The organism is Bacillus cereus group sp. BfR-BA-01408 (assembly GCF_022663305.1).
Lineage (GTDB): Bacteria > Bacillota > Bacilli > Bacillales > Bacillaceae_G > Bacillus_A > Bacillus_A pacificus.
Window position 1 is genome coordinate 55,707 of sequence record NZ_JAKUFF010000011.1, and the last position, 21,948, is coordinate 77,654.

Genomic DNA, 21,948 nt, shown 5'->3' on the forward strand with positions numbered 1-21,948 from the left:
AACGGCCTCTTCTTTTTGTATAAAATCGAAAAATCGCTGATATATTTGAAAAATCGCCGATATAAATTTCACGTACTCCCATTCCTATTATAAAGCCGCACCTTTCCCGCGCTTTTCCTTAAACTGCACCCCAAAAGTATCCGCTGTAATTTCATCAGCTTTCGGCAAAGCCCGTAATTTCGGATGAAGTAACCATACGAGAGAAATGAAGAAAATCCCGATGCTAGCGAGCGCGAAAATGAGTTGGCTACTCAATACATTTGCGGTGTATCCGCCAATTAAAGAACCGAACGGCATCGCAATTGTGCCCATACTTCGCATGACAGAGTTGATGCGTCCAATATATTGATTTGGAATTACAATTTGACTAATTGTCGCAAATAATATGTTCGTGGCTCCAATCGGAATCCAAGCTAGGCCGAATAAGAAAATAGATAGCCATTGAAACGGTACAATTGTAGAGAGAAACCAACAGATAGCGCCAGTTGCAAAGCTAATAATGGAGACGCGGCCAACGTTACGTTTGCCAACCCATGAACTGAATAGTGCTCCAATTAAACTGCCGGCGGATATAGCTGCTAAGAAGAAACCATATGATTTCACGCCGCCTAAAGAATCAGCGAAAGAAGGGAGTATTGCCATCGTCATACCGATTGAAAAATTGGCAACAACGGAACCAATTAAGAAAACGCCCATTAATGAACGGAAGACGATTGAAAACCCTTCTTTTAAATCAGAGAAATATTGTTTCGTTGAAAGTGAGGTGCCCGTTTCGGTTTGCTTTGGCATTTTTAATGAAAAGAACAAAAGGGCAGTAATCGCGAATGTGAAAGAGTCGATTACATATAAAGTGATCGCGCCAAATAGTGCTACTAATATGCCAGAAAGCGTCGTGCAAATTAAATCAATGCCTTGATATGCAAATGAGAAGAGTGAATTTCCTTTTAATAATTGTGTTTTATGCAGTAGAAGTGGTAAAGCTTTCGATTGTGCGGGATAGGCGAATTGTTCGATAAAGGCTACGATGGGCATGATGATGAGTAGTAGTTGGACTGTTAATAGATCGAAGTAGTGTGTAATAGGAATGATTAATATAAGAATGCATTGCAAAACTTGTGTGATGACGAGGGTGTTTTTAATGGACCATCTATCAACGAATGGACCGGTAAGAAATTGAAGTGCAGAAGGTAATAACGTAAGAAAACCAGCTAATCCAGAATAAAAAGGATTACCACTTAATTTGTATACGAGCCACATCGCCGCTACATAATACAAACTATCTCCTATGTTTGTAAAAATTCTTCCTAAAAATAATAAGAGGAAATTCCGGTTTTTCAATATGTCCATTTAATCTACTCCTTTATAAGAAATTTATTCGGTAAAATAAATTTGACCGTTTATCCGACTTTAATGGGCAGTAAGACTCCCACCTCAAAATGCAGCGAAAGCAAAGAAGTTAGGTGGGGGTCGGGCTGCCCATAAAAGTCCGATTGGTTCAACTAATAATCAGTGGGGGATAAAGAAAACCCCCACTGATTAAAGTTTCACTTTATGTAAAAAAAATCGTATTACGATTTTTCTTCTTTTTTAATAAATTGCTGCATTGTTCTCTCAGCGATTTGAAGTGCAGTAGTAGAAATATAATAAGATTTACTATTTGGATCTTTATCCGCGTCTTTGGCAATTTCATTTAATTCAGCCATCAATTCATGAAATTTTTTCACCCATACTTGAAATTGTTCTGGGGTAGCATCAAATTCCCAGCAAGATGAAACATAATTCCAATCAGCAGGGTCTTCGCTTTCTTTTCGTAATGTAAAAGCTTCTTCTGGTGCAGCGAGAATATGGCTTTTCGTTCTTTCTGACATTTGTAAAAAGATTTGGCGGCCGGATTCGCTTACCATTTCTAAATGAGGTAATAGGTCTGCGGCAGGGGTAAAACCTCTAGCGACAGATTGATAAAACTTTTGAACGATGCCATTCTTTTCTTCTGTATATACAATTTCTATAAAACCATTCTTTTCTAATTCTTTTAAATGATAATGAATTTTAGCCCTTGGAATGCCGAATTTCTCAGATAGTAGTTGTCCTGTATAAGGACGTTCGCATAGACGCATCATCATTTCGACACGTAGTGGATCGCTCATTGCTTTTAGTTGGCTATAAGTAGTAAGTGTGAACATGGGCTTCAAAATGATCAACTCCTTAAATGAAATTACTCGGTCAAGATTATTTGACTGAATTGTATCAAGGATTTCGATTATTTTCAATACTTTCTGAAAATTAAATCTTACTTTCTGTAATCTTCTGTTCATATTCCGTTCATATTTCTTTTTTATGATAAGTGCATAGAAAGAAAGAGGAAGGAGCGAGCGAAATGTTTTTAGCTCTGCGTGAATTAAAACAATCAAAATTAAGATACGGATTAATCGGATTGATTATGGTGTTATTATCATTTTTAGTTCTTGTTATTTCAGGATTAGCAAATGGATTATCATATGATAATGCTTCATCGATTCAAAATATGGAGGCAAATAAGTTCGTTTTAGCAGATGATGCGGAAAATAAATTACTTCGTTCACAAATTAAGAAAGACGATGTAGATAACGTAGTAAATCAAGTAGGCGAGAAAGAGGCTGTTCCGTTTCGTGTGAAAGTTTCAACGTATGAAAAGAAAGGTAGTTCGAAAAAAGTGGATGTTGCGATTTTCTCAAGTGAACGTGATTCATTTTTAGAACCGAACATTGTAAAAGGCGAGAAATTAGGCACAGCAAACAACGAGATGGTTGCTGATGAATCCATTAAAGAAAAAGGAATCGATATTGGAGATACAATTATTGATCCTGTTTCAAACAAGGAATTTACAATCGTTGGATTTACGAAAGATCAAATGTTTAGCCATACACCAGTCGTTTATGTAAATGAAGACGTATGGGGCGCTATTTCACAACCAAACCAAAAAGATTATAGTGCAATTGCACTTAATACAGATAAAGAGATTAAAAATGCACACGTAATTGACAAAAAAGAAGTGCTGCAAAGTATTCCAGGGTTTAAAGAAGAGCAAGGAACATTAACGATGATCATTGCGTTCTTACTTGTTATCGCTGCGCTATTAATCGGAGTATTCTTCTACGTTATTACACTGCAAAAAACACAGCAATTAGGCGTATTAAAAGCAATTGGTACGAAGAACTCGTATTTAGCAAATAGTTTAGTCGTACAGGCGTTATTCTTATCAATCGTTGCGATGGTAATTAGTATTGTTCTTGTACAAGGATTAGAAACAATTTTACCAGCAGGTATGCCGTTCTTATTAACAACACCGATGATTGCACAATATGCAGCAATCTTTATCGTCATTAGTATTTTAGGAACACTTATTTCGTTATATCAAGTATTAAAAGTTGATGCGCTAGAAGCAATTGGAGGCGGGATGTAATGACTTCATTATTAAAACTAGACAAAGTAAGTAAAGTGTACGGAGAAGGGGATACGGAAGTAACAGCCCTTCATCCGATATCGCTTGATGTAAAAGCCGGAGAATTTATCGGAATCGTCGGTCCTTCTGGATCAGGGAAAAGTACGTTATTATCAATCGCGGGTGCATTATTATCACCGTCAAAAGGGGATATTTACATTCGTGAGCAAAATATTACACAGTTATCCGAAAAGGAAATGACAGACATTCGTTTGAAAAAAATCGGTTTCATTTTCCAGTTCGCAAATCTTGTTCCATATTTAAATGTAAAAGAACAATTACTTTACATTGCGAAGTTAAAAAAAGAAAGTAAACAAGAATCAGAAAAGCGTGCGGATCATTTATTAGCGGCATTTGGATTAGGAGAAAGAAAAAATCATTATCCAAATCAACTATCTGGTGGGGAAAAACAAAGGGTAGCAATCGCTCGTGCATTCATGAACAACCCAGATTTAATATTAGCAGATGAGCCAACGGCAAGCTTAGACTCAAAACGCGCACGTGAAGTTGTTGAAATGATGAAACGTGAAGTGAAAGAGAGCCAAAAAGCAGCCATTATGATTACACATGATGAAAGAATGCTTGATGTATGTGATCGTATATTGACGCTAAGAGATGGAAAGTTAATATAAAGAAAAGGGCCAACCGTACATGCGGTTGGCCTTTGTATAATTGTTTCTAATAAGTATAATGGCTTTATTTTGAGAATAACGTTTTAATTTTATTGCGAGTTACTAATAAAACGCCGCCTAATACAGATAACATACCTAAAGCCATATTATTTGATTGCTCACTACCAGCGTTAGGAAGTTCTTTAGCGTTATTGTTTGTGTTTGTAGTACCAGTCTTTGTTTCGGTTTGTTTTGATTGAGATACTTCATTAATTTTGTTATCTACATTTTGCTTCGTAGTATGTACCTCAGCTAATTTGTCCTCAATTTTTTTCTCAGTATGTTTAAAGTCGTTGATTTTAATATCTAAGTCTTGTTTTTTCTTTGTTAAATCGTCTGAAACAGTTTGTTTCGTTTGTTTAATTTCGTTAATTTTATTTAGTAAATCTTCTCTAGCTTTTTGTAATTCAGCTAGTTTATTTTTCACATCTTGTTTAGCTAGTTCTAAGTTAGCGGAAAGGCTATCTAAATTGCCTTTAATTTTCTTAAGTTCCTCTAACGTGTTACCAGTATTCGGTTTGTTTTCTTTTAGCTCAGCAAGTTTGTCCTCAGCAGTTTGTTTCGCTTTCTTTAACTCAGCTAATTTGTCATCTACTTGTTTTTTTACTTCTTTAAGTTCATTAACCTTTTGATCGATGTTCTCTTTATGTTGCTTCATTTCATTTACTTTTTCATCGACAGTTTGTTTATGTTCTTTAATCTCATTCACTTTATTGTCGATATTTTGCTTATGTTCTTTCACTTCAGCAACTTTATCTTCTACTTGCTTTTTATGCTCTTTTATTTCAGCGATTTTATCTTCGGCGATTTGTTTGTCTTGCTGAAGTTTTGCATCTAATTCTTGTTTATGTTGTTTAATCTCATTAATTTTTTCATCAGCAACTTGTTTACGTTCATGTAGTTCATTAACCTTCGTATCAACATTTTCCTTAACTTTGTTAAGTTCATTTAATGTTTGATCCACGTTTTCTTTGTGTTGCTGCAATTTCGCATCTAACTCTTGTTTATGTTGCTTAATTTCAGCTAATCGATCTCCCGTACTTTGCTGAGGAGTAGCATCAGTTACTTCCGCATGAGCAGAGTTTGCGCCAGCAATCATTGCTAAAGCTAGTGTAGACGCAGCGATTGTTTGTTTTGTTTTCATATTTTTGTACCTCTTTTCTTTCATATGCATGAACTGTTTTGTGTAAAAATGAGCATATAGAAGTAGATTATCTTATCATTATATACTATGTTAGGCGCTTAGAGGAAGGATTTGCATAATAATCTATGATTATGTAATTTTTATAATCTTTTATTTTTGGGTAGGGGACAAATCTTTAGCTAGATGAACAATTTCTTCAATAGTAAAGTTTACATCTTTATTATTGCGGATAACAAACAAATAATCAGCCTCGTTTTCTATAGGATCTACAACATCTTCGTGAAGTGACTCGGCCTGTTGGCGATTCAGAACTTCTTTGAAACTAGAATAACTACCTCTAAAAATATTCGTACTTCGTGTGCTTCGAGCCACTCTTTCGTAAAGTACATCATCTGGAATTTCAAAGTGAACGAGTATGCGTACATATTCATTTTGTGGAAATAATTCGTTTAGTAAATATAACCTTCCATTTTTACTGCGATTGGAATTACTAATAATAAGGTGTAAATTTGTATGTTCTTTCGCATAATCAACAATGAATTTAGAAAGACCGTGCTTAAATGTATTAGCGCCTTCAGCTGGTTGTAATTTTTCATAATGTTTATTAATAAATTCAGCTTGGTTATCTTGATCCATAACGAAAGAGTGGGGTAACTCTTTTTCTAAAGCTTTTGCAAATGTAGTTTTTCCGCTGTGCGTTTTTCCTACTGTAATAATGACGAATCGTTTCATATTGACCTCCATGTGTATTGTTATAATTTGGGTATTCGGTGTAAATTGACAATTTTCCTGCTAGAGAATATACAAAGTGCCAGAGTGATAGTAGGCTGGAAACTTGACAAAAAAACTTATTTATGCTATAATTTACCAATATAAAAATAAAGTGTATAATAGGGTTCTCCTGGCCAGGGGAACCCTATTTTTATTGTCAAAATGAAGGAGTGTATGTGCGTGAAAAAAGGTGAATCAAGTATAACGTCGCTAGTATCAGCTTTCGGAAGAGCATATCATAGTGAATTTGATAGTCCGAAAATATTTGATGATTATGTAGCTAAAGAGTTCATATCGCCAAAAGAACGAAGCGATATTGAAACGAACATGGTTCAAGGAATCCATTTTTTCAATACAGACATTGCAGAGCAGTTTCAAGACAATCCGAAAGAAATATTAAAATGGATTACGCAAGTTCAATTATCACCAACACCTTTAGCGCGTGCGGCATATTGTGAAAGAGTGTTATTACATGAAATTACATTAGGTGCAAAACAATATGTCATACTCGGTGCAGGCTTAGATACGTTCAGTTTTAGACACCGAGAATTAGAAAATAAAATAGAAATATTTGAAGTGGATCATCCTTCTACGCAGCAGTTTAAGAAGGAAAGAATAAAAGAAGCAGAACTTGAAGTTCCAAATAATCTTCATTTTGTTTCGATGGATTTCACGAAAGGATTTTCCTATGAACAGTTACGGAATGAAGGATTTGAACATAAAAAAACGTTCTTTAGTCTGTTAGGTGTTTCGTACTATTTAACGAAAGAGGAACTTGCTAGTTTAATAGAATGTTTATTCGAGATGGTTCCGGAAGGGAGCTCTATCGTTTTTGATTATCCAGATGAAAACTTATTTACGGAAAAAGGGTTGTCTAATCGAGTTGAAAACATGGTGAAAATGGCTGCAGTAGGCGGAGAACCGATGAAATCATGTTATTCTTACGCCGAAATGGAAGCACTGTTAGAGAAGGCGGGCTTACTCATTTATGAGCATTTATCACCAGAAGATATAAATGCATTCTATTTTGAAGGACGAAACGATTATTTAAAAGCTTTCGAGACGGTGCATTATGTGCATGCGGTGAAGAAGTAGGAATTAGTAGGCATGGGGAGGAATCTCTGTGTCTTTTTTTGTGGAAGAACAAGTGGGAAATATTAACTAGGAAGGGAAATTCGATAATGTAAAGAATATGAAGTATGAATGTAACAAATTAAGTAGTGAAGCAAAGGTTATCGAAATTAGCAGATGTATTAGTCAACCATTCTACGAAAGTGCGACCTGGTGATCAAGTGTTGATCCAAAGTGTTACAGAGATAGCCCCCGCAGTCGTTCGTGAAATTATTAAGTCAGTGGAAAAAGCAAGTGGATATGCGCATGTATCAATGCGCGACGTGTCTGTTACGAGGTAATTAATTTTGTCAGGATCTGAAGAACAATTTAAGTTATTAGCAGATTGGGAATGTTACCGATTAAGTAAGATGCAAGTGTATATTAATCTTCGTAGTCCTAGAAATGCATATGAATTAGCGGATGTACCGGCAGAAAAAATGAAGTTATATCAAACGATATTTGGAAAAGCTCATAGTGAAGCAGTGTATAAAACGAGATGGGTGACAACTCGTTTTCCGAATGCGGCTTCTGCACAAGAAGCAAATATGAGCACGGAGGCTTATGCAAATGATACAGAGCGAATGAACCGAATTCTTGATACGGATGAGGGAGCAAGATATATTGGAGAGTTCGCGCTAGCTTTTAACCCCTACATACTACATCCGATGAATAATACGTTATTTGATGAAAAAATAAATGGTAGTTTTCATCTAGCGATTGGAGATTCATTGCAAGGTGCAGACAACGGAAATAATTCAGCGATACATTGGGACTTAGTAAACATTCAAAGACCAGAGTATGGTGGGGTGAAATTTGGTTTGATGATGTATTGATTAGGAAAGATGGGGATTTTGTTTTGCCAGAGTTATTTGGATTAAATGAAGAAAAGTTAAAGAGATAAACTGAAAACCAACAAATCCTCTTAAAAAACACTTAACTTTTAACTCCATCTATCTTTACAATCTCTCCCTATAATGTGAATTGGACAAGCACCTAAGAGAAGGCAGAACATGTCAGTTTGTACATTCTATTATTAGGGGGAGAATTTGTATGAAAAAGACAGTTGCTTCGTTAGCAGTTATGGCGGCATTATTACCGACATTTTCAGCATATGCGGAAGGGAAAGAGCAAGTTCGAAAATCAGCTACAACTTTTAACGTTATTAGTGACATTCAAGGGGATTTAGGAGACTTTGATCACGTGTTAAAAGATATGAACAAAGTGACGCCACTTTCTAGAGCGCTTATTATGAATGGGGATATAACGCCAACTGGACAACAGTCACAATATGATGATGTGAAGCGTGTGTTAAACAAAAATAAGCATCCCGAAAATGTATGGTCAACTGTTGGGAATCATGAGTTTTACGCTGGAAAATGGACAGCTGATGGGAAGTTATCTCAAAGTACATGGCCAAATGGTGTAACTGAGGAAACTTTATTTAACCGCTATCTGAAATTTAGCGGACAAGAAAAGGTATATCATAAAAAAGAATTAGATGGTTATCCGCTTTTATTTTTAGGAACGGAAAAATATATGAAATACCACGATTCAAAAATGTGGGATGAAGTATATATGAGTGATGAACAATTAGGTTGGTTAAAACAAAATTTAGAAGAATATAGTCAAAAAGATAAAAACAAGCCGATTTTCATTTTTTCTCATCACGTTTTACCTGATACTGTGTCTGGATCAAGACAGTCACCATATTTAAATGACTATTTAAACGTGGATAAATTGTACGATATATTAAAAGATTACCCGCAAGTTGTTTTCTTCACGAGCCACACGCACTGGGATTTAAATTTACCGGATTGGGCTGGTAAAAAGAAAATTGCAGGCGGAGATGAAAAAGGATTTACAGTTGTAAATACGGGTGGTATTGAAACGGGTTGGATGTCGGCTGGACCAAATGGAGGAGAGAAGACTGCTCCTGATGGCTCTTCATTCAAACAAGGGTTGCAAGTGAAAGCATATGGCAGCGATGTAATGGTGACAGCTTACGATTACAAACGTGATAAGGAAATAAAGAAATTGTTAATTAGTGATTCGAAAGTTGCACAAATGGCACCCAATGTAACCGCTGATGATAATAAAAACGTAATCGTCGGTGCAACAGAATACATGGAGTACGCTGTAGAAGGAGCGGACGAGTGGCATACTTATAATCCAGGAAACCCACCCAAATTTGACGGGGACAAAATCGTATACGTACGCCATAAAGGCGAAATGAATTTAGAACCAGGATTAACACAGCTACTTCGTTTTTCGGCAAATAAATGATTGGAAGAGGGCCTACTTTTTATCGAGTGGGTCCTTTTATGTTGCCAGTTTTTGTCGATAAGTCGATATATTGAAAAAATCGTTGATATATTTCAAGTTATGAACGATATATTTGAAAAATCGTCGATATAAATTTCATGTACCGTAATATGGTTAAAATCATTATTATAATTTCATGTACCGTATTGAAGATAAAACCTTCAATGCAATTCCATTCGCCAAAACCGAATTCCAATACATTTTTATCCAAGAAAGATGACTTCATCATTTTTACATGCAATAATAGTATCGTTACATACATTGTGAAAGAAGTACAAAGGAGCGTTATTCATGAATTTAGCTAAATTCCCTAGAAAAAAATATACCGAATCATATACACCAATTGAAAAATTAAACAATTTTTCTGAAGCACTTGGTGGGCCGACTATTTATTTTAAACGAGATGATTTACTTGGTTTAACAGCTGGTGGTAATAAGACGAGAAAGTTAGAGTTTCTAGTTGCGGATGCGCAGGTAAAGGGTGCAGATACGTTAATTACAGCTGGCGGCATTCAATCAAATCATTGCCGCCTAACACTTGCAGCTGCGGTAAAAGAAAAAATGAAATGTATTCTTGTATTAGAAGAAGGGCTTGAGCCAGAAGAGAAGCCAGATTTTAACGGAAACTATTTCTTATATCATTTACTAGGTGCTGAAAATGTCATTGTTGTACGAAACGGAGCAGATCTTATGGAAGAGATGCATAAAGTCGCGAAAGAAGTTAGTGAAAAAGGTAGTACACCATATGTAATTCCGGTTGGTGGATCAAATCCTACTGGCGCAATGGGGTACGTTGCTTGTGCGCAAGAAATTATGGCGCAATCATTTGACCAAGGAATTGATTTCAGTTCAGTCGTTTGCGTAAGTGGTAGCGGCGGTATGCACGCTGGTTTAATTACTGGTTTTGCTGGAACACAAAGTAACATTCCAGTAATCGGCATTAACGTAAGTAGAGGAAAAGCAGAGCAAGAAGAGAAAGTAGCAAAACTTGTAGATGAAACGTCAGCTCACGTTGGTATTCCAAACTTTATCCCGCGCGAAGCTGTTACATGCTTTGATGAATATGTAGGACCAGGTTATGCGTTACCAACGCCGGAAATGGTGGAAGCAGTGCAATTACTTGCGAAAACAGAAGGTATTTTACTGGATCCAGTGTATACAGGTAAAGCAGTAGCGGGGCTAATCGACTTAATTAGAAAAGGTACATTTAAAAAAGAAGACAACATTTTATTCGTACATTCAGGTGGTTCACCAGCTTTATATGCGAATACGTCTTTATTTGTGTAAGTGTAAAAAGCATTGGGTATCCAATGCTTTTTTGTTATATAATGGAATTGTTAGAAGGTGAGAGGAGGGCGTATATGAGTTCAAGTTTAAAATGGATTATATACACGGTACTCAGCATTTCTATTTTACTAATTTTATTTGTAGCTTATGGGATTTATTTATACTTCACTTAAGTGAAATGGTAACCAAACCAAAGGAAGAATAAAATAATTGCTGTATTAAATAAAGTAAAACATAACCCGATAATGGCTAAAATTTTTTTCTCAGCTCAGCTACAAAAAGAGATGACCGCTAATAGGATCGCTATGACAGCGGAAGCTAATATGAAGTAGGCGAAAGGCACGATATATTCTACTCCAACTCGGTCTAAAATAGATGTGAAGAGAAAGAGATTAATAGTAACGAATATACTTACAAGAAGGAACGTATAACTTTTCCAAGTGTATGTTTGTAACTGAATGGAACGATACTCCTTGCTCTTTATTATTTATATTTTTAAGTTTAAATTAATTACCTTTATTTTATAAATTAAAATATTTCGTATTGAAAAGAGGTTATTAATATGAAAGTTAGAAATTGGCCTCTAGTTATGATTAGTATCTATATATTCATAATAACCGGCTGTTCAATTGGACTAGAAAATGAAGAGCAAAGAATCGAAGTGCACAAAAATATTGGTGATAATGAATATGAAGATTTTAAGGTAGTGACAGATAATAATGAAGTAATGCAAGTAAAGAAAATATTAAAGGATACTACTTTTGAAAATAAAAAAGTGGAAATGTCTCGTCCAGCTGATTATCATTTTGTTTTTCAATTTAAAAATTCGAAAATAGAGGCGAAAGCTGTGTTGTATCAAATTTGGATAAGCCCTAATAAGGATAAAGTGGAAATCATCTCGGGTGGTAATCGGTACGCTCAATTAGAAGAAAAAAATGCAGCTACTTTGTTTCGGATTGTTACAGGGGAAAAGTTAGCTGAGTAAACTATATTGGGTTATAGGAATTCAGTTTATATTTTTCATTTTGAGAGATAATTAGTTTTCAACAATAATAGCTATCTTTTTATGTTGGAATAAACATTGAGAATCGGATAAAATGGAAATTAGAAATTGGATTCATGCTCCTTAAGGTGTGCTTTAATCTGCCAACGGATAATAAAACTAGGAAATATATTGTTTTTATAAAGATCTGATGTTATGTTTAATTTTCTTAATATAATATTTCCTTTATATAGGAGTGGCTATTTGAAGAAATTAATAGTATTAGTTTTATTGGCTACATGCTGTCTCGCTATTGCAGGATGTTCTAATAATAGGGTTACAACAAAGGATGAGTCTAAAAATTCAGCACCTGTAAAGATTAAACGTATCAATAAAGCGTGGTATAAACATATATAATAGTTTTCAAGAAACTTGAAATTGTTGATGAGAAAGATATCATAAGGTGAAATTAGTTAGGCCGATAGTAGAGGTTGTGAAACCTGGTGACAAGCAGGAAGCATGGTTTGCATTTAAATTAATAAAACATGCGGCATTAAAATATTCACAAAAAAGAGTCTACATGTAGGTCATTTTTTGTGGATATTTTTCATAAATAAGAGATATTCTATGCTGCCTGTCTTTAACTTGGACCTTCTAAAAATTACTTTACTAGGTTAAAATGTTTATAGAGTATCCTCCTTCAAAATGCGATGGGTCCCATAATAACTCAATTGATGTGGTCCTTTTTCGCGTTATTTACCATCTTTATATATCTTTCTATTAAAAAATCTAACTTTAATAGATAAAATCTGGTTAAAACAATGAAATTTCAGGAAAAATAAGGTACACTAATCAATGGTTTTGGTTTAAAATCAATTGACGTTAATGTATACGGGGGAAAGATTGATGAACAACAATACAGTAAATGAATCTGTTGAAGAAGTTGAGAAAAAACGGGTAAGATCAAAAAAACGTTTTACAAATTGGAAGCTTATCGCAGCAGGTGGCGGAGTACTTGCACTTCTCATTGGGGGAATGAGCTATTATCAGGCAACTCACTTCAATTCTAATGTTACGATTAATGATACAAAAGTCGGTGGTTTGAGCGCTGATCAGGCAATACAGAAATTAAAAACATCTGGATTAGCAAACAAAGTTTATATTGATCAACAACAAATTTTAGATGAAAAAGAGACAAAGACGGAACTGACGGAAAAAGATTTGCCGCAAGTTAAGAAACTATTAAAAAGCCAGTGGACATTTTTCCCTTCTTCAAAGGAAAAAGAGTATTCATTGTTATCGAAAGAAGCGGATCAGTATCGGAGTGAAACGATGAAAAAACTTGTAGAAGAAAAGCTTGTTTCCATGAATGAAAAATTAAAAGCACCTCAAGATGCTATGGCGAAGCTTGAACAAGGAAAAGTTGTAATTTCGAAGAGTGTTGATGGAAAACAGTATGACGTTGCGAGTTTACTAAAAGATTACGATAAGCAGAAGCATAAAAGTGAAATTCATCTAAAGTCTGCATACATACAGCCTATTAAAGAAGACGATCCGATTATTAAAAAAGAAGAGAAAGCATTACAAAATCTTCTTACGCAGTCTGTTGATTATAAAGTGCAGGATGAAGTGTATTCATTAAAAGCGAAAGATTTAATTCAAAACGCGTCTATGTCAAAAGATATGAAGGTGACAATCGATGCGAGCGAAATTAAGAATAAGGTTGCTGAAATTAATAAGGCTAAATCTACATTACATAAAGACTTCGCTTTTAAAACGCATTCTGGTTCGGTCATATCAGTAAAAGGTCAAGGATACGGCTGGGCACTAGATGTTGAAAAAGAGACAAAACAAGTTCAACAAGCCTTTGAGAAAGGCGAAAAATCACTTTCTGCTTCTAATATTCACGGAAATGGTTGGGAGAAGGAAGGGATCGGTTATAAAACAACATCGAATAATGGCATCGGAGACACATATGCAGAAGTTTCAATTGCAGATCAACAAATTTGGATTTACAAAGAGGGTAAATTAGTCCTCACAACAAATGTAGTAACGGGTAAACATAGCACAGGTGAAGATACATCACCAGGTGTGTGGTACGTTTTATACAAACGAACACCATATACGCTAAGAGGTAGCGCAGTAGGGAAAGCTGATTATGCAGTGAAAGTAGATTACTGGGTTCCATTCACAAATAGCGGTCAAGGATTCCACGATGCCGGCTGGCGAAAAGACTGGGGAAGTAATGCTTATTTAACAGGAGGATCAGGTGGTTGTGTGAATCTTCTTCCTAACGTTGCAAAAACTGTGTATGATAGCTTGAACACGTATGATCCAGTTATTGTGTACTAGAAAATAGGTACGTATTAAGAACTTAAACGAATAAATAAAGCATCTGATGGTACATGGAAAAAACACCTCTTGCATTTGCATACTAAGTGTGCAAATGCAATGGAGGTGTTTTTATTTGAAGACAAGAGTTCATTGTTTATAAGAAACAAAGTGGGAAGAGATTGAGATGGAAAAATAGATATATATAATCAACAAAATTGACATTGAATATCATTTTCACTTAATATAGAATCGTTGCATTTAATTAGACATGACTTTTTATTAATATAGTAGATTTCTAATAAGGTGTCCCATTTAAGAATTAAAACGTAGGAAAGGGAATATAAAAATGAACTGGAAAAAAGGCGGATTATGGGTTATTATTTTTTTCGTTGTAAAAGGAACGATTTCTACACTTTTAATCGTTACAGGTGCTAAATATTTTGATTTATCATTCATGCAATTGTTCGTATTGATACTAATCTTATTAGTGATTTCTCTAATAAGTCGAAAGTTGCTGTATAGACATAAACAAAACAAAAAGCAAAAAGAGCTAAATATATAAGGAAGCCCCAGAGATCTTTGGATTTCTGGGGCTGTATTGTTAACAGCTTGTTTTACTCAAGCTGTTAACAATACAGAGGTACAACAACTGAAAGTGAAAAATGATACATTGCAAAAAGAAGTTGTTACCTTAGCTCCTTTTTTGCGAAACCAGTCTTAACTGCTCGTACATAATCATTCCAAGCGTGAACAGATATATCAGCATCTGGATGCATCATTTCGAACCCATGATAGGCCCCAGGATATAAATGGAACTCGACATCAACACCAGCTTCTGCAAGTTTGGTTACATAAGTTAGTGTTTCACTACGGAATGGGTCCAATTGACCAACACATGTGTAAGTGCGTGGTAAATTACGATAATCTTCTGCTCGAGCAGCGGCTGCATAGGCAGGAATATGATCTGTTCCATGTAATTTCCCTAAATACATTTTCCAGCCAGCTTCATTTGATTTTTGATTCCAAACAAATCCTTTTTTAATTTCATTTGCAGAAGGTGTATTATTACGATCGTCAATCATTGGATAAAGTGGCATTTGGAAACAAATAGAAGGGTACTGTCGATCGCGAGCTAATAATGTTAATGCAGCTGTTAGTCCGCCCCCAGCGCTCACTCCTGCAACACCAATTCGATTCGAATCAATGTTTAATGTCTCCGCGTTATCAGCAATCCATTTTAATGCTGCATAACAATCTTCAATTGGAGCTGGATAAGGATGTTCAGGAGCTAAACGGTAATCTACAGAAACGACCATACAGTTAGCCTCTTTTGCAATTTTTACAGCAAGATCATCATTATCATTTATAGATCCCAAGATATATCCGCCACCATGTATCCACAACAGGGCAGGTAAGGATTCATTATTTGATTTTGGACGATAAATTTTTAATCGTAATGGATTCGCATCAGGTCCCTCAATGACCTCATTTGTTACAGAAAGAGTTTCATCAATAATGGTAGGTGGGAAGACTTTTGACGCTTCTTCTCTCATTGTTGGCAAACACTCTGGGCGTAAATCTTGATCTGGATACATTTCTAAGCCTGGTAATAATACTGGGTTTACTCGGTTCTTCATTTGAAAAAACTCCTTTTTTAATTTTTTATGAAAGATAAAAGATGAAATATTATTTTAACTAATTTAATTGTGACGAAATTACCACAATTAAATTGAAGCTATAAACTAGCTATGTGTAGCAATTTATCATAAGTATTAATCGAAATCGATAAACAAAAATGTGTATATGTATCAAAATGAGACATATATATCAAAATGGTTCATTTCTTAATAAATTTTTAAATGTGTAAATGATGTGCATTTAAAAATTAGCATTCAGGAAGTATCCACTTTCTTAACTTTTCACATATACTTTGAGCGTTATTTTCTCTTTCCGAAGGGATGAACTATCTTGAAATGGATTGATGAGGGGGTATTATAAAAAAAAGCATGTCTCTTCTTGCAATATAAAGAAGAGACATGCTTTTTCTTTTATTTTGGATACTTTAATACCTAGAAAAAATAAAACAGAATTTAATGTAATGAAGCAAAAGAATGTAGAATGTGATTAAAATTTAGGGTTTTAAAGAGTTTAATGCTAATTTCATATAAGTATCCATCCTCTGTTCTAAAGAGTATGTTCCTTCTAAAATACACCAATCTAATATAAGCCCTCTAGCAAATGTAAAAAGATACGTTGTTATTTCTTCTACACTCATATCATTTGTTAATTCTTTTTCAAGTTGTCCTTTATAAACAAAACCATTTAGAGCTTTGTAAATTAATGAAGGCTCATATATGAATGCTCTTTTGTTTAAATCATTAAGAAGATTTATATGTAACTCCAATTTAGTCGTATATTCAGCTATGCAGTGGAAGAAGTTTAAAATAGTTGTTTGCACTGTTTTATTTTGATCTATATTTTTTAATTCAGCATGTAGGTTTTCATCAATTTGTTGAAATATTTTTTTATAAATATCCTCTTTGGAAGAAAAATAATGATAAAAAGTTCCTACTGAAACATTTGCTTTTTTACAAATATCTTCAATTGTTATATTCTCAATTTTTTTTTCTTTCGTTAAATTTAAAAACACATGAAATATATTGCTCTGTGTTAGTAGTGCTTGTTGTTTTCTTTTGGTCAAATTTTTTTTACACAAAGTTTATTCCTCCTTGATTATATATTAACTGATATCTTAGAAATGAAAAAGTGGTTTGAAAATATAGTTGATTGCTATATAACCTTCATTACACAGAATGTTATTTGGTGAATTGTATTCTGTGTAATGAAGATGGTTTTTTGAGGGGAGATGTTATATATGAAAACCACTTATGAATCAATCGTTATGATTCCTACGAATAAGCGAATAGAAAAAAAGGACTTAGAAAATCCATTTGAACCATTTGTATGGTATAAAGAAATGCGGGAAAAAGAGCCTATCTGTTTTAATCATCAGGCTGATATGTGGAATGTTTTTTTGTATGATGATGTAAAAATAGCTTTAGAGGATAAAGAGCATTTTTCTAATATTATGTCCGAGAAGAAAAAAACTCATTTTCAAAAAGTGTTATTGGGATAAAGCCACCGAAATATAAGCGAGTTCGGTCTATTGTAAATCGGTCTTTTACTCCTAAAGCATTAGAGGTATGGGAGCCGAGAATCCAGAAAATCACAGAAGGTATACTTAATCCATTATCCAATCGTAAAACTTTTGATATTATACAGGAATTATTTTATCCTTTACCAATTATAGTAATTGCTGAAATGTTAGGTGTTTCTATTAATGATATGGACAGATTCAAGGAATGGTCTGACATTATAATAAGTTCACCCAGTCACAATAATCCGGATTATTTAACAGAATTTTTTCAGAGACGTTTACAAGCAGAAAATGAATTAGAGGGACTTTTTGAAGAAATGTTAAAAATCAAGCGAGAAAAGTCAAAAGATAATTCGGATGATATTATCTCTTTATTAGTTCAAAGTGAAGCAGACAATAAAATTTCAGGTGAGGAAATAGTATCATTTTACAAACTACTATTAGTAGCAGGAAATGAAACTACAACTAACTTGCTTGGTAATTTATTATATTGTTTAATAGAATATCCAGATGTTTATAAGCAAATACAACAGGATATATCTCTTATTCCAAAAGTAATTGAGGAAGTATTACGTTATCGTTCACCAGCTCAAAGAATTGTACGGAGAGTAAAAAAAGGAATGCAATTAAATGGCCAAACTTTAAAAGTAGGCCAAACAGTCGCAGCTTGGATTGGATCAGCTAATCGTGACTCTCATTATTTCAATGATGCTGATAGTTTCAACATACATCGTCCACGAAATCCTCATCTTGGGTTTGGTTATGGAATCAACTTTTGCTTAGGTGCTAGACTAGCTAGGTTAGAAGCTACAATTGTATTGACGGAAATAATAAAAAAATATAAATCATTTTCGTTTATTGACCAAAATCTGCCCATTCCTATCTCAAATAGTAGTTCTGTATATGGATTGAAATCTTTCCCAGTGAAAAGTGAAATTATTCATATAAAATAAATGTTTTGGCCCTAGTGCAGGTACACTAGGGCCGATTCTCTATATAAATAAGATTCATCATGCTGAGTTTTTAAAGTAGCGTCTCTTTTTACATGTAATTTGTTTGTTCTTCTCCTTTTCAAAGGGAATGGATCAATGTGGAATTTAAATGTATAAAATGAAGTGGAAATTCGTAGAGCTTGTTGTTTTCTTTGTGGCGGATTTTTTATACAACATGTATCCCCCTTTAATGGGCAGTAAGACCCCCACCTCAAAATTTAGCGAAAGCAAAGAAGTTAGGTGGGGGATCAACTGCCCATAAAAGCCCGATTGGTGAAGGCTGATTATATATGAATTGATATCTTAAAAACAGAAAATTAGTTTGAATATTTTGTTTTTTGGTGTATAATCCTCAATACGTCGAATGTTATTCGGTGAATTTCATTCGGTGTGAAAATATTTTTAGAGGGGAGATTGTTATATATGAAAACACCTTACCAATCAATTGATATGATTCCTACAAGTAAGCTGATAGGAAAAAAGGCATTAGAAGATCCTTATAAACCATTTGCATGGTATAAAGAGATGCGGGAAAAAGAGCCCATTTGTTTTAACCATCAGGCTGATATGTGGAATGTTTTTTTGTACGAAGATGTAAAAACTGTTTTAGAGGATAAAGAGCATTTCTCTAATATTATGCCCGAGAAGAAAAAGTCTCCATTTCCACAAAGTATTCTTGGGATGGATCCGCCAAAACATACGCAAATTCGCTCTATTGTAAATCGGTCTTTCACTCCTAAATCATTAAGAGAATGGGAGCCGAGAATCCAGCAAATCACAAACGATATACTTAATCAATTATCCAATCGTAAAACTTTTGATATTGTAAGGGAGTTATTTTATCCGTTACCAGTTATAGTAATTGCTGAAATGTTAGGGGTTTCTGCTAAGGATATGGAAAGGTTTAAGAAATGGTCTGATATTATCGTAAGTTCACCGAGTCATGATGATCCGGATTATTTGGCAGAATTTTTTCATACACGTTTACAAGCAGAAAATGAATTAGGAGATTTTTTTGAAGAAATCATACAACTCAATCGAGAAAAATCCCAAAAAGATGCAAACGACATTATTTCTTTATTAGTTCAAAGTGAAGCGGAAAAAAGCATTTCAGGTAAAGAATTAGTATCGTTTTGTAAACTACTATTAGTAGCGGGAAATGAAACAACGACCAATTTACTTGGAAACGCATTATATTGTTTTATAGAATATCCAAATGTTTATGAGCAATTACAACAGGATATATCTCTTATTCCAAAAGCAATTGAAGAAGTATTGCGGTATCGTTCACCGGTTCAAAGAATTACACGAAGAGTAAAAAAAGAGATTCAATTAAAGGACCAAACTTTACAAGTAGATCAAATCATCTCAGCTTGGGTAGGATCAGGTAATCGTGACTCGCATCAATTCACAGATGGTGATAGTTTCAACATCTATCGTGGACGAAACCCTCATCTAACATTTGGGCATGGTATTCACTTTTGCTTAGGCGCGCCTCTAGCTAGATTAGAAGCTAAAATTGTATTGACAGAATTAATAAAAAGATATAAATCATTTTCGTTTATTGACGAGAATCTTCCCACTCCTATCTCGAATAGTAGTACTATATATGGATTAAGTTCTTTCCCTGTGAAAAGTGAACTACTCCATATAAAATAAGCATTTTGGCTCTGGCTTAAGTGCCAGGGCCAATTTTATTCATAAATTAGAGCTATCGAGCTAAAGTTAAAAATTATTTTATAAAAAGTATTATATTTAGGAAAAAGAATTCCATATTATTATGGATTTAGGCATACTAAAAGAAAAAAGACTATGCGGTCTAAACTATTATAATTTTAAGCATTACTTGGGAGCTAAATATAGGAGGATACTTGAATTGAGCAATTTTACACGTTTACGCACGCAAAACATAATAAAAGATGCGTTCATGGAGTTATTAAAAGAAAAAACATTTTCATCCATCACAATTAATCATATTTGTGAAAAAGCAATGATTCATAGAAGCACATTTTACCGGCATTACGAAGATAAATATGAGCTATTTAGTGATGCTTCAAATTCCATCGCAATTAGCCTCTTTGAACAAACAAAGCAAGGTATGGATTTAGAACGTACATTATTTGAAGAAATAATTGAATACATCGATGTTAATCGTACATTGTTTTTTAATATTACCAGTAAAAATAATAGCCTTGAGTTATACGAAAAATTGATCCAGTATGGTTCGAAAGATTTATATGAAACCTCAATGAAATATAATGACCCACTTTCCAAACGAATCCAAAACTCTGAATATCCAATGGTACTATGCGATTTCTACTGTAGTGGTTTTTTTGAGATTATAAAGAAATGGATAGGGAATGAATATCCATTTTCAAAAGAAGAATTAATTAGGATTTCTAAAAATTTCTAAATAAATGAACCAATTCAAAATATATGTCTCACTTTGAGACATATATTATTTTTTGCTCATCGAATTCCTCCAAAACCTATGATAGATTAATGAACATAGCAAAAGAGAGCTGCTTTCATATTAAAAAAAATGAATTGCAATCTCATGCTCAATGAAAAAATATACAACAGTTGAATTGTTTAAAGGAGGATTTTTGATGAAAGCTGCAGTGTGGTATGGTGAAAGAGATATTCGTATTGAGGAAAGAGAAACGAAAGAATTACAACCCAATGACGTAAAAGTTAAAGTGGCATGGGCTGGTATTTGTGGTTCTGATTTGCATGCATACTTGCATCCAGGTTCAGTACCAATAAATATGAATACGGTAATGGGACATGAATTTTCTGGTGAAATTGCAGAGGTTGGTTCTCATGTAACAAAATTTAAAAAAGGTGACAGAGTATGTATCTATCCAATGATGCTTAAAGATCCTTCAAATGCTGAAATTGAACGTTTCATCACTTTAGACGCAGTTGGTGCACAAATCGACGGAGGGTTTGCTGAATATGTGATACTTCCACAAAAAACGATTTTTAAAATTCCAGATCATTTACCGCTAGAATTGGCAGCCATGGTTGAACCAACAGCTGTATCTTTCCAATCCATTAAGGATTCAAATGTAAGAGAAGGGGATACTGTCGTTGTCTATGGAGCGGGTCCTATTGGGCTATTTGCTGTTTTAGGTGCAAAAGCTGCAGGTGCTTCTAATATTATTGTTATCGATCTATTTGATAGTCGACTTGATAAAGCAACTGAAATGGGTGCGACACACGTCTTTAATGCTAAAGAAGTAAATCCTGTTGAAGAAATTCGAAAATTATTCCCAGATGGAGCAGATGTTGCAATTGAAGCGGCAGGTGTCGAGTCAACATTTAATCAAGCTATTCAATCAACTAAAGTTCGTGGCACAATGATGGTTATCAGCTTCCACACGCAAGATATCCAATTTAATGTTCCTGCTTCACTAATCTTTAGTGGTGCAAAATTAATGGGGTCTGTAGGATACAGCAATGAAACTTACAATGAGGTTATTGAATTATTTGCTAATGGAAGATTACCCGCGCAATCAATTATTACAAGCAAAATTGATATAGATAATATCGCTGAACAAGGCTTTGAAGCGTTAATTCATGATAAATCTCAAGCGAAAATTTTAGTTAAATTAAGTGGCGCACATTAATCTTATTGAAGATAAATGAATTTGCGGAGATGAAAAATTTGTAAAGTGGTTAAGAATATTAT

General features: G+C 34.2%; 17 protein-coding genes and 3 pseudogenes. 13 read left to right on the top strand and 7 right to left on the bottom strand.

Annotation, left to right across the window (positions count from 1 at the left end; translation table 11 throughout):
- Positions 1–87 precede the first annotated feature (87 nt).
- A complete protein-coding gene (locus tag MR083_RS08150; RefSeq protein WP_242268918.1) occupies positions 88–1,347 on the bottom strand; it encodes an MFS transporter in 1,260 nt (419 codons plus the stop codon).
- Between the two features lie 221 nt (positions 1,348–1,568).
- Positions 1,569–2,192, bottom strand: coding sequence for an ArsR/SmtB family transcription factor (locus MR083_RS08155; RefSeq protein WP_000803745.1), 624 nt, complete (start codon positions 2,190–2,192; stop codon positions 1,569–1,571).
- A gap of 185 nt (positions 2,193–2,377) precedes the next feature.
- On the opposite strand from MR083_RS08155, the gene MR083_RS08160 reads away from it, so the two are divergent.
- Together MR083_RS08160 and MR083_RS08165 are read left to right on the top strand one after the other, a co-directional pair.
- Positions 2,378–3,442, top strand: a complete 1,065-nt coding sequence (locus tag MR083_RS08160) for an ABC transporter permease (RefSeq protein WP_242268920.1) — start codon at positions 2,378–2,380, stop codon at positions 3,440–3,442.
- Complete coding sequence (locus tag MR083_RS08165) at positions 3,442–4,113, top strand: ABC transporter ATP-binding protein (protein WP_061182971.1); 672 nt, start codon at positions 3,442–3,444, stop codon at positions 4,111–4,113. The genes MR083_RS08160 and MR083_RS08165 overlap by 1 nt, the downstream gene beginning before the upstream one ends.
- A 64-nt stretch (positions 4,114–4,177) precedes the next feature.
- Here the strand turns inward: MR083_RS08165 and MR083_RS08170 are convergent, their stop codons facing one another.
- Together MR083_RS08170 and MR083_RS08175 are read right to left on the bottom strand one after the other, a co-directional pair.
- A complete protein-coding gene (locus MR083_RS08170) occupies positions 4,178–5,296 on the bottom strand; it encodes an LPXTG cell wall anchor domain-containing protein (RefSeq protein WP_049113637.1) in 1,119 nt (372 codons plus the stop codon).
- Between the two features lie 150 nt (positions 5,297–5,446).
- A complete protein-coding gene (locus tag MR083_RS08175; protein ID WP_116733362.1) occupies positions 5,447–6,040 on the bottom strand; it encodes an ATP-binding protein in 594 nt (197 codons plus the stop codon).
- Positions 6,041–6,241: 201 nt separating this feature from the next.
- On the opposite strand from MR083_RS08175, the gene MR083_RS08180 reads away from it, so the two are divergent.
- The 4 genes and pseudogenes from MR083_RS08180 to cuyA all read left to right on the top strand — a co-directional run bounded on the left by MR083_RS08180 (position 6,242) and on the right by cuyA (position 10,789).
- Positions 6,242–7,162 carry a class I SAM-dependent methyltransferase gene (locus tag MR083_RS08180; RefSeq protein ID WP_011040504.1) on the top strand — a complete coding sequence of 307 codons (921 nt, stop codon included), beginning with the start codon at positions 6,242–6,244 and terminating at the stop codon, positions 7,160–7,162.
- A 125-nt stretch (positions 7,163–7,287) separates the two neighbouring features.
- Positions 7,288–8,081: pseudogene (locus tag MR083_RS08185) on the top strand (aminopeptidase).
- Positions 8,082–8,230: 149 nt separating this feature from the next.
- Positions 8,231–9,463, top strand: coding sequence for a DUF4073 domain-containing protein (locus MR083_RS08190; protein ID WP_000754284.1), 1,233 nt, complete (start codon positions 8,231–8,233; stop codon positions 9,461–9,463).
- A gap of 330 nt (positions 9,464–9,793) precedes the next feature.
- Complete coding sequence (gene cuyA / locus MR083_RS08195) at positions 9,794–10,789, top strand: D-cysteate sulfo-lyase (RefSeq protein ID WP_001046623.1); 996 nt, start codon at positions 9,794–9,796, stop codon at positions 10,787–10,789.
- 169 nt (positions 10,790–10,958) lie between these two features.
- Here cuyA and MR083_RS08200 read toward each other — a convergent pair.
- A pseudogene (locus tag MR083_RS08200) lies at positions 10,959–11,249 on the bottom strand (hypothetical protein).
- A 102-nt stretch (positions 11,250–11,351) separates the two neighbouring features.
- Between MR083_RS08200 and MR083_RS08205 the strand changes: the two are divergent.
- The 3 genes from MR083_RS08205 to MR083_RS08215 all read left to right on the top strand — a co-directional run bounded on the left by MR083_RS08205 (position 11,352) and on the right by MR083_RS08215 (position 14,667).
- Complete coding sequence (locus MR083_RS08205) at positions 11,352–11,774, top strand: YhfM domain-containing protein (RefSeq protein ID WP_000868335.1); 423 nt, start codon at positions 11,352–11,354, stop codon at positions 11,772–11,774.
- A gap of 903 nt (positions 11,775–12,677) precedes the next feature.
- A complete protein-coding gene (locus tag MR083_RS08210) occupies positions 12,678–14,123 on the top strand; it encodes a L,D-transpeptidase family protein (RefSeq protein ID WP_001064100.1) in 1,446 nt (481 codons plus the stop codon).
- A 328-nt stretch (positions 14,124–14,451) separates the two neighbouring features.
- On the top strand, positions 14,452–14,667 hold the full coding sequence (locus MR083_RS08215) for a hypothetical protein (protein WP_001104101.1): 216 nt from the start codon (positions 14,452–14,454) through the stop codon (positions 14,665–14,667).
- 124 nt (positions 14,668–14,791) lie between these two features.
- Here the strand turns inward: MR083_RS08215 and MR083_RS08220 are convergent, their stop codons facing one another.
- Both MR083_RS08220 and MR083_RS08225 read right to left on the bottom strand, forming a co-directional pair.
- Positions 14,792–15,742 (bottom strand): alpha/beta hydrolase, encoded by a 951-nt coding sequence (locus MR083_RS08220; protein ID WP_000797654.1) that lies wholly within the window; start codon positions 15,740–15,742, stop codon positions 14,792–14,794.
- A gap of 494 nt (positions 15,743–16,236) precedes the next feature.
- Complete coding sequence (locus tag MR083_RS08225; RefSeq protein ID WP_046647541.1) at positions 16,237–16,821, bottom strand: TetR/AcrR family transcriptional regulator; 585 nt, start codon at positions 16,819–16,821, stop codon at positions 16,237–16,239.
- A gap of 159 nt (positions 16,822–16,980) precedes the next feature.
- Between MR083_RS08225 and MR083_RS08230 the strand changes: the two are divergent.
- From MR083_RS08230 to MR083_RS08245, 4 genes and pseudogenes are all read left to right on the top strand, one after another.
- Positions 16,981–18,215: pseudogene (locus MR083_RS08230) on the top strand (cytochrome P450).
- Between the two features lie 462 nt (positions 18,216–18,677).
- On the top strand, positions 18,678–19,913 hold the full coding sequence (locus MR083_RS08235; RefSeq protein ID WP_242268922.1) for a cytochrome P450: 1,236 nt from the start codon (positions 18,678–18,680) through the stop codon (positions 19,911–19,913).
- A 217-nt stretch (positions 19,914–20,130) separates the two neighbouring features.
- The gene (locus MR083_RS08240; protein WP_000064554.1) at positions 20,131–20,667 is read left to right on the top strand and encodes a TetR/AcrR family transcriptional regulator; all 537 of its coding nucleotides are present in this window, start codon (positions 20,131–20,133) and stop codon (positions 20,665–20,667) included.
- Positions 20,668–20,863: 196 nt separating this feature from the next.
- The gene (locus MR083_RS08245; RefSeq protein WP_242268925.1) at positions 20,864–21,886 is read left to right on the top strand and encodes a 2,3-butanediol dehydrogenase; all 1,023 of its coding nucleotides are present in this window, start codon (positions 20,864–20,866) and stop codon (positions 21,884–21,886) included.
- Positions 21,887–21,948: the final 62 nt, after the last annotated feature.

Excerpts from the sequence above, each read along its gene's own strand:
- MR083_RS08150 (WP_242268918.1), bottom strand. The coding sequence starts at position 1,347 with ATGGACATATTGAAAAACCGGAATTTCCTCTTATTATTTTTAGGAAGA.
- MR083_RS08160 (WP_242268920.1), top strand. The coding sequence starts at position 2,378 with ATGTTTTTAGCTCTGCGTGAATTAAAACAATCAAAATTAAGATACGGA.
- MR083_RS08165 (WP_061182971.1), top strand. The coding sequence starts at position 3,442 with ATGACTTCATTATTAAAACTAGACAAAGTAAGTAAAGTGTACGGAGAA.
- MR083_RS08170 (WP_049113637.1), bottom strand. The coding sequence starts at position 5,296 with ATGAAAACAAAACAAACAATCGCTGCGTCTACACTAGCTTTAGCAATG.
- MR083_RS08175 (WP_116733362.1), bottom strand. The coding sequence starts at position 6,040 with ATGGAGGTCAATATGAAACGATTCGTCATTATTACAGTAGGAAAAACG.
- MR083_RS08180 (WP_011040504.1), top strand. The coding sequence starts at position 6,242 with ATGTGCGTGAAAAAAGGTGAATCAAGTATAACGTCGCTAGTATCAGCT.
- MR083_RS08190 (WP_000754284.1), top strand. The coding sequence starts at position 8,231 with ATGAAAAAGACAGTTGCTTCGTTAGCAGTTATGGCGGCATTATTACCG.
- cuyA (WP_001046623.1), top strand. The coding sequence starts at position 9,794 with ATGAATTTAGCTAAATTCCCTAGAAAAAAATATACCGAATCATATACA.
- MR083_RS08205 (WP_000868335.1), top strand. The coding sequence starts at position 11,352 with ATGAAAGTTAGAAATTGGCCTCTAGTTATGATTAGTATCTATATATTC.
- MR083_RS08210 (WP_001064100.1), top strand. The coding sequence starts at position 12,678 with ATGAACAACAATACAGTAAATGAATCTGTTGAAGAAGTTGAGAAAAAA.
- MR083_RS08215 (WP_001104101.1), top strand. The coding sequence starts at position 14,452 with ATGAACTGGAAAAAAGGCGGATTATGGGTTATTATTTTTTTCGTTGTA.
- MR083_RS08220 (WP_000797654.1), bottom strand. The coding sequence starts at position 15,742 with ATGAAGAACCGAGTAAACCCAGTATTATTACCAGGCTTAGAAATGTAT.
- MR083_RS08235 (WP_242268922.1), top strand. The coding sequence starts at position 18,678 with ATGAAAACACCTTACCAATCAATTGATATGATTCCTACAAGTAAGCTG.
- MR083_RS08245 (WP_242268925.1), top strand. The coding sequence starts at position 20,864 with ATGAAAGCTGCAGTGTGGTATGGTGAAAGAGATATTCGTATTGAGGAA.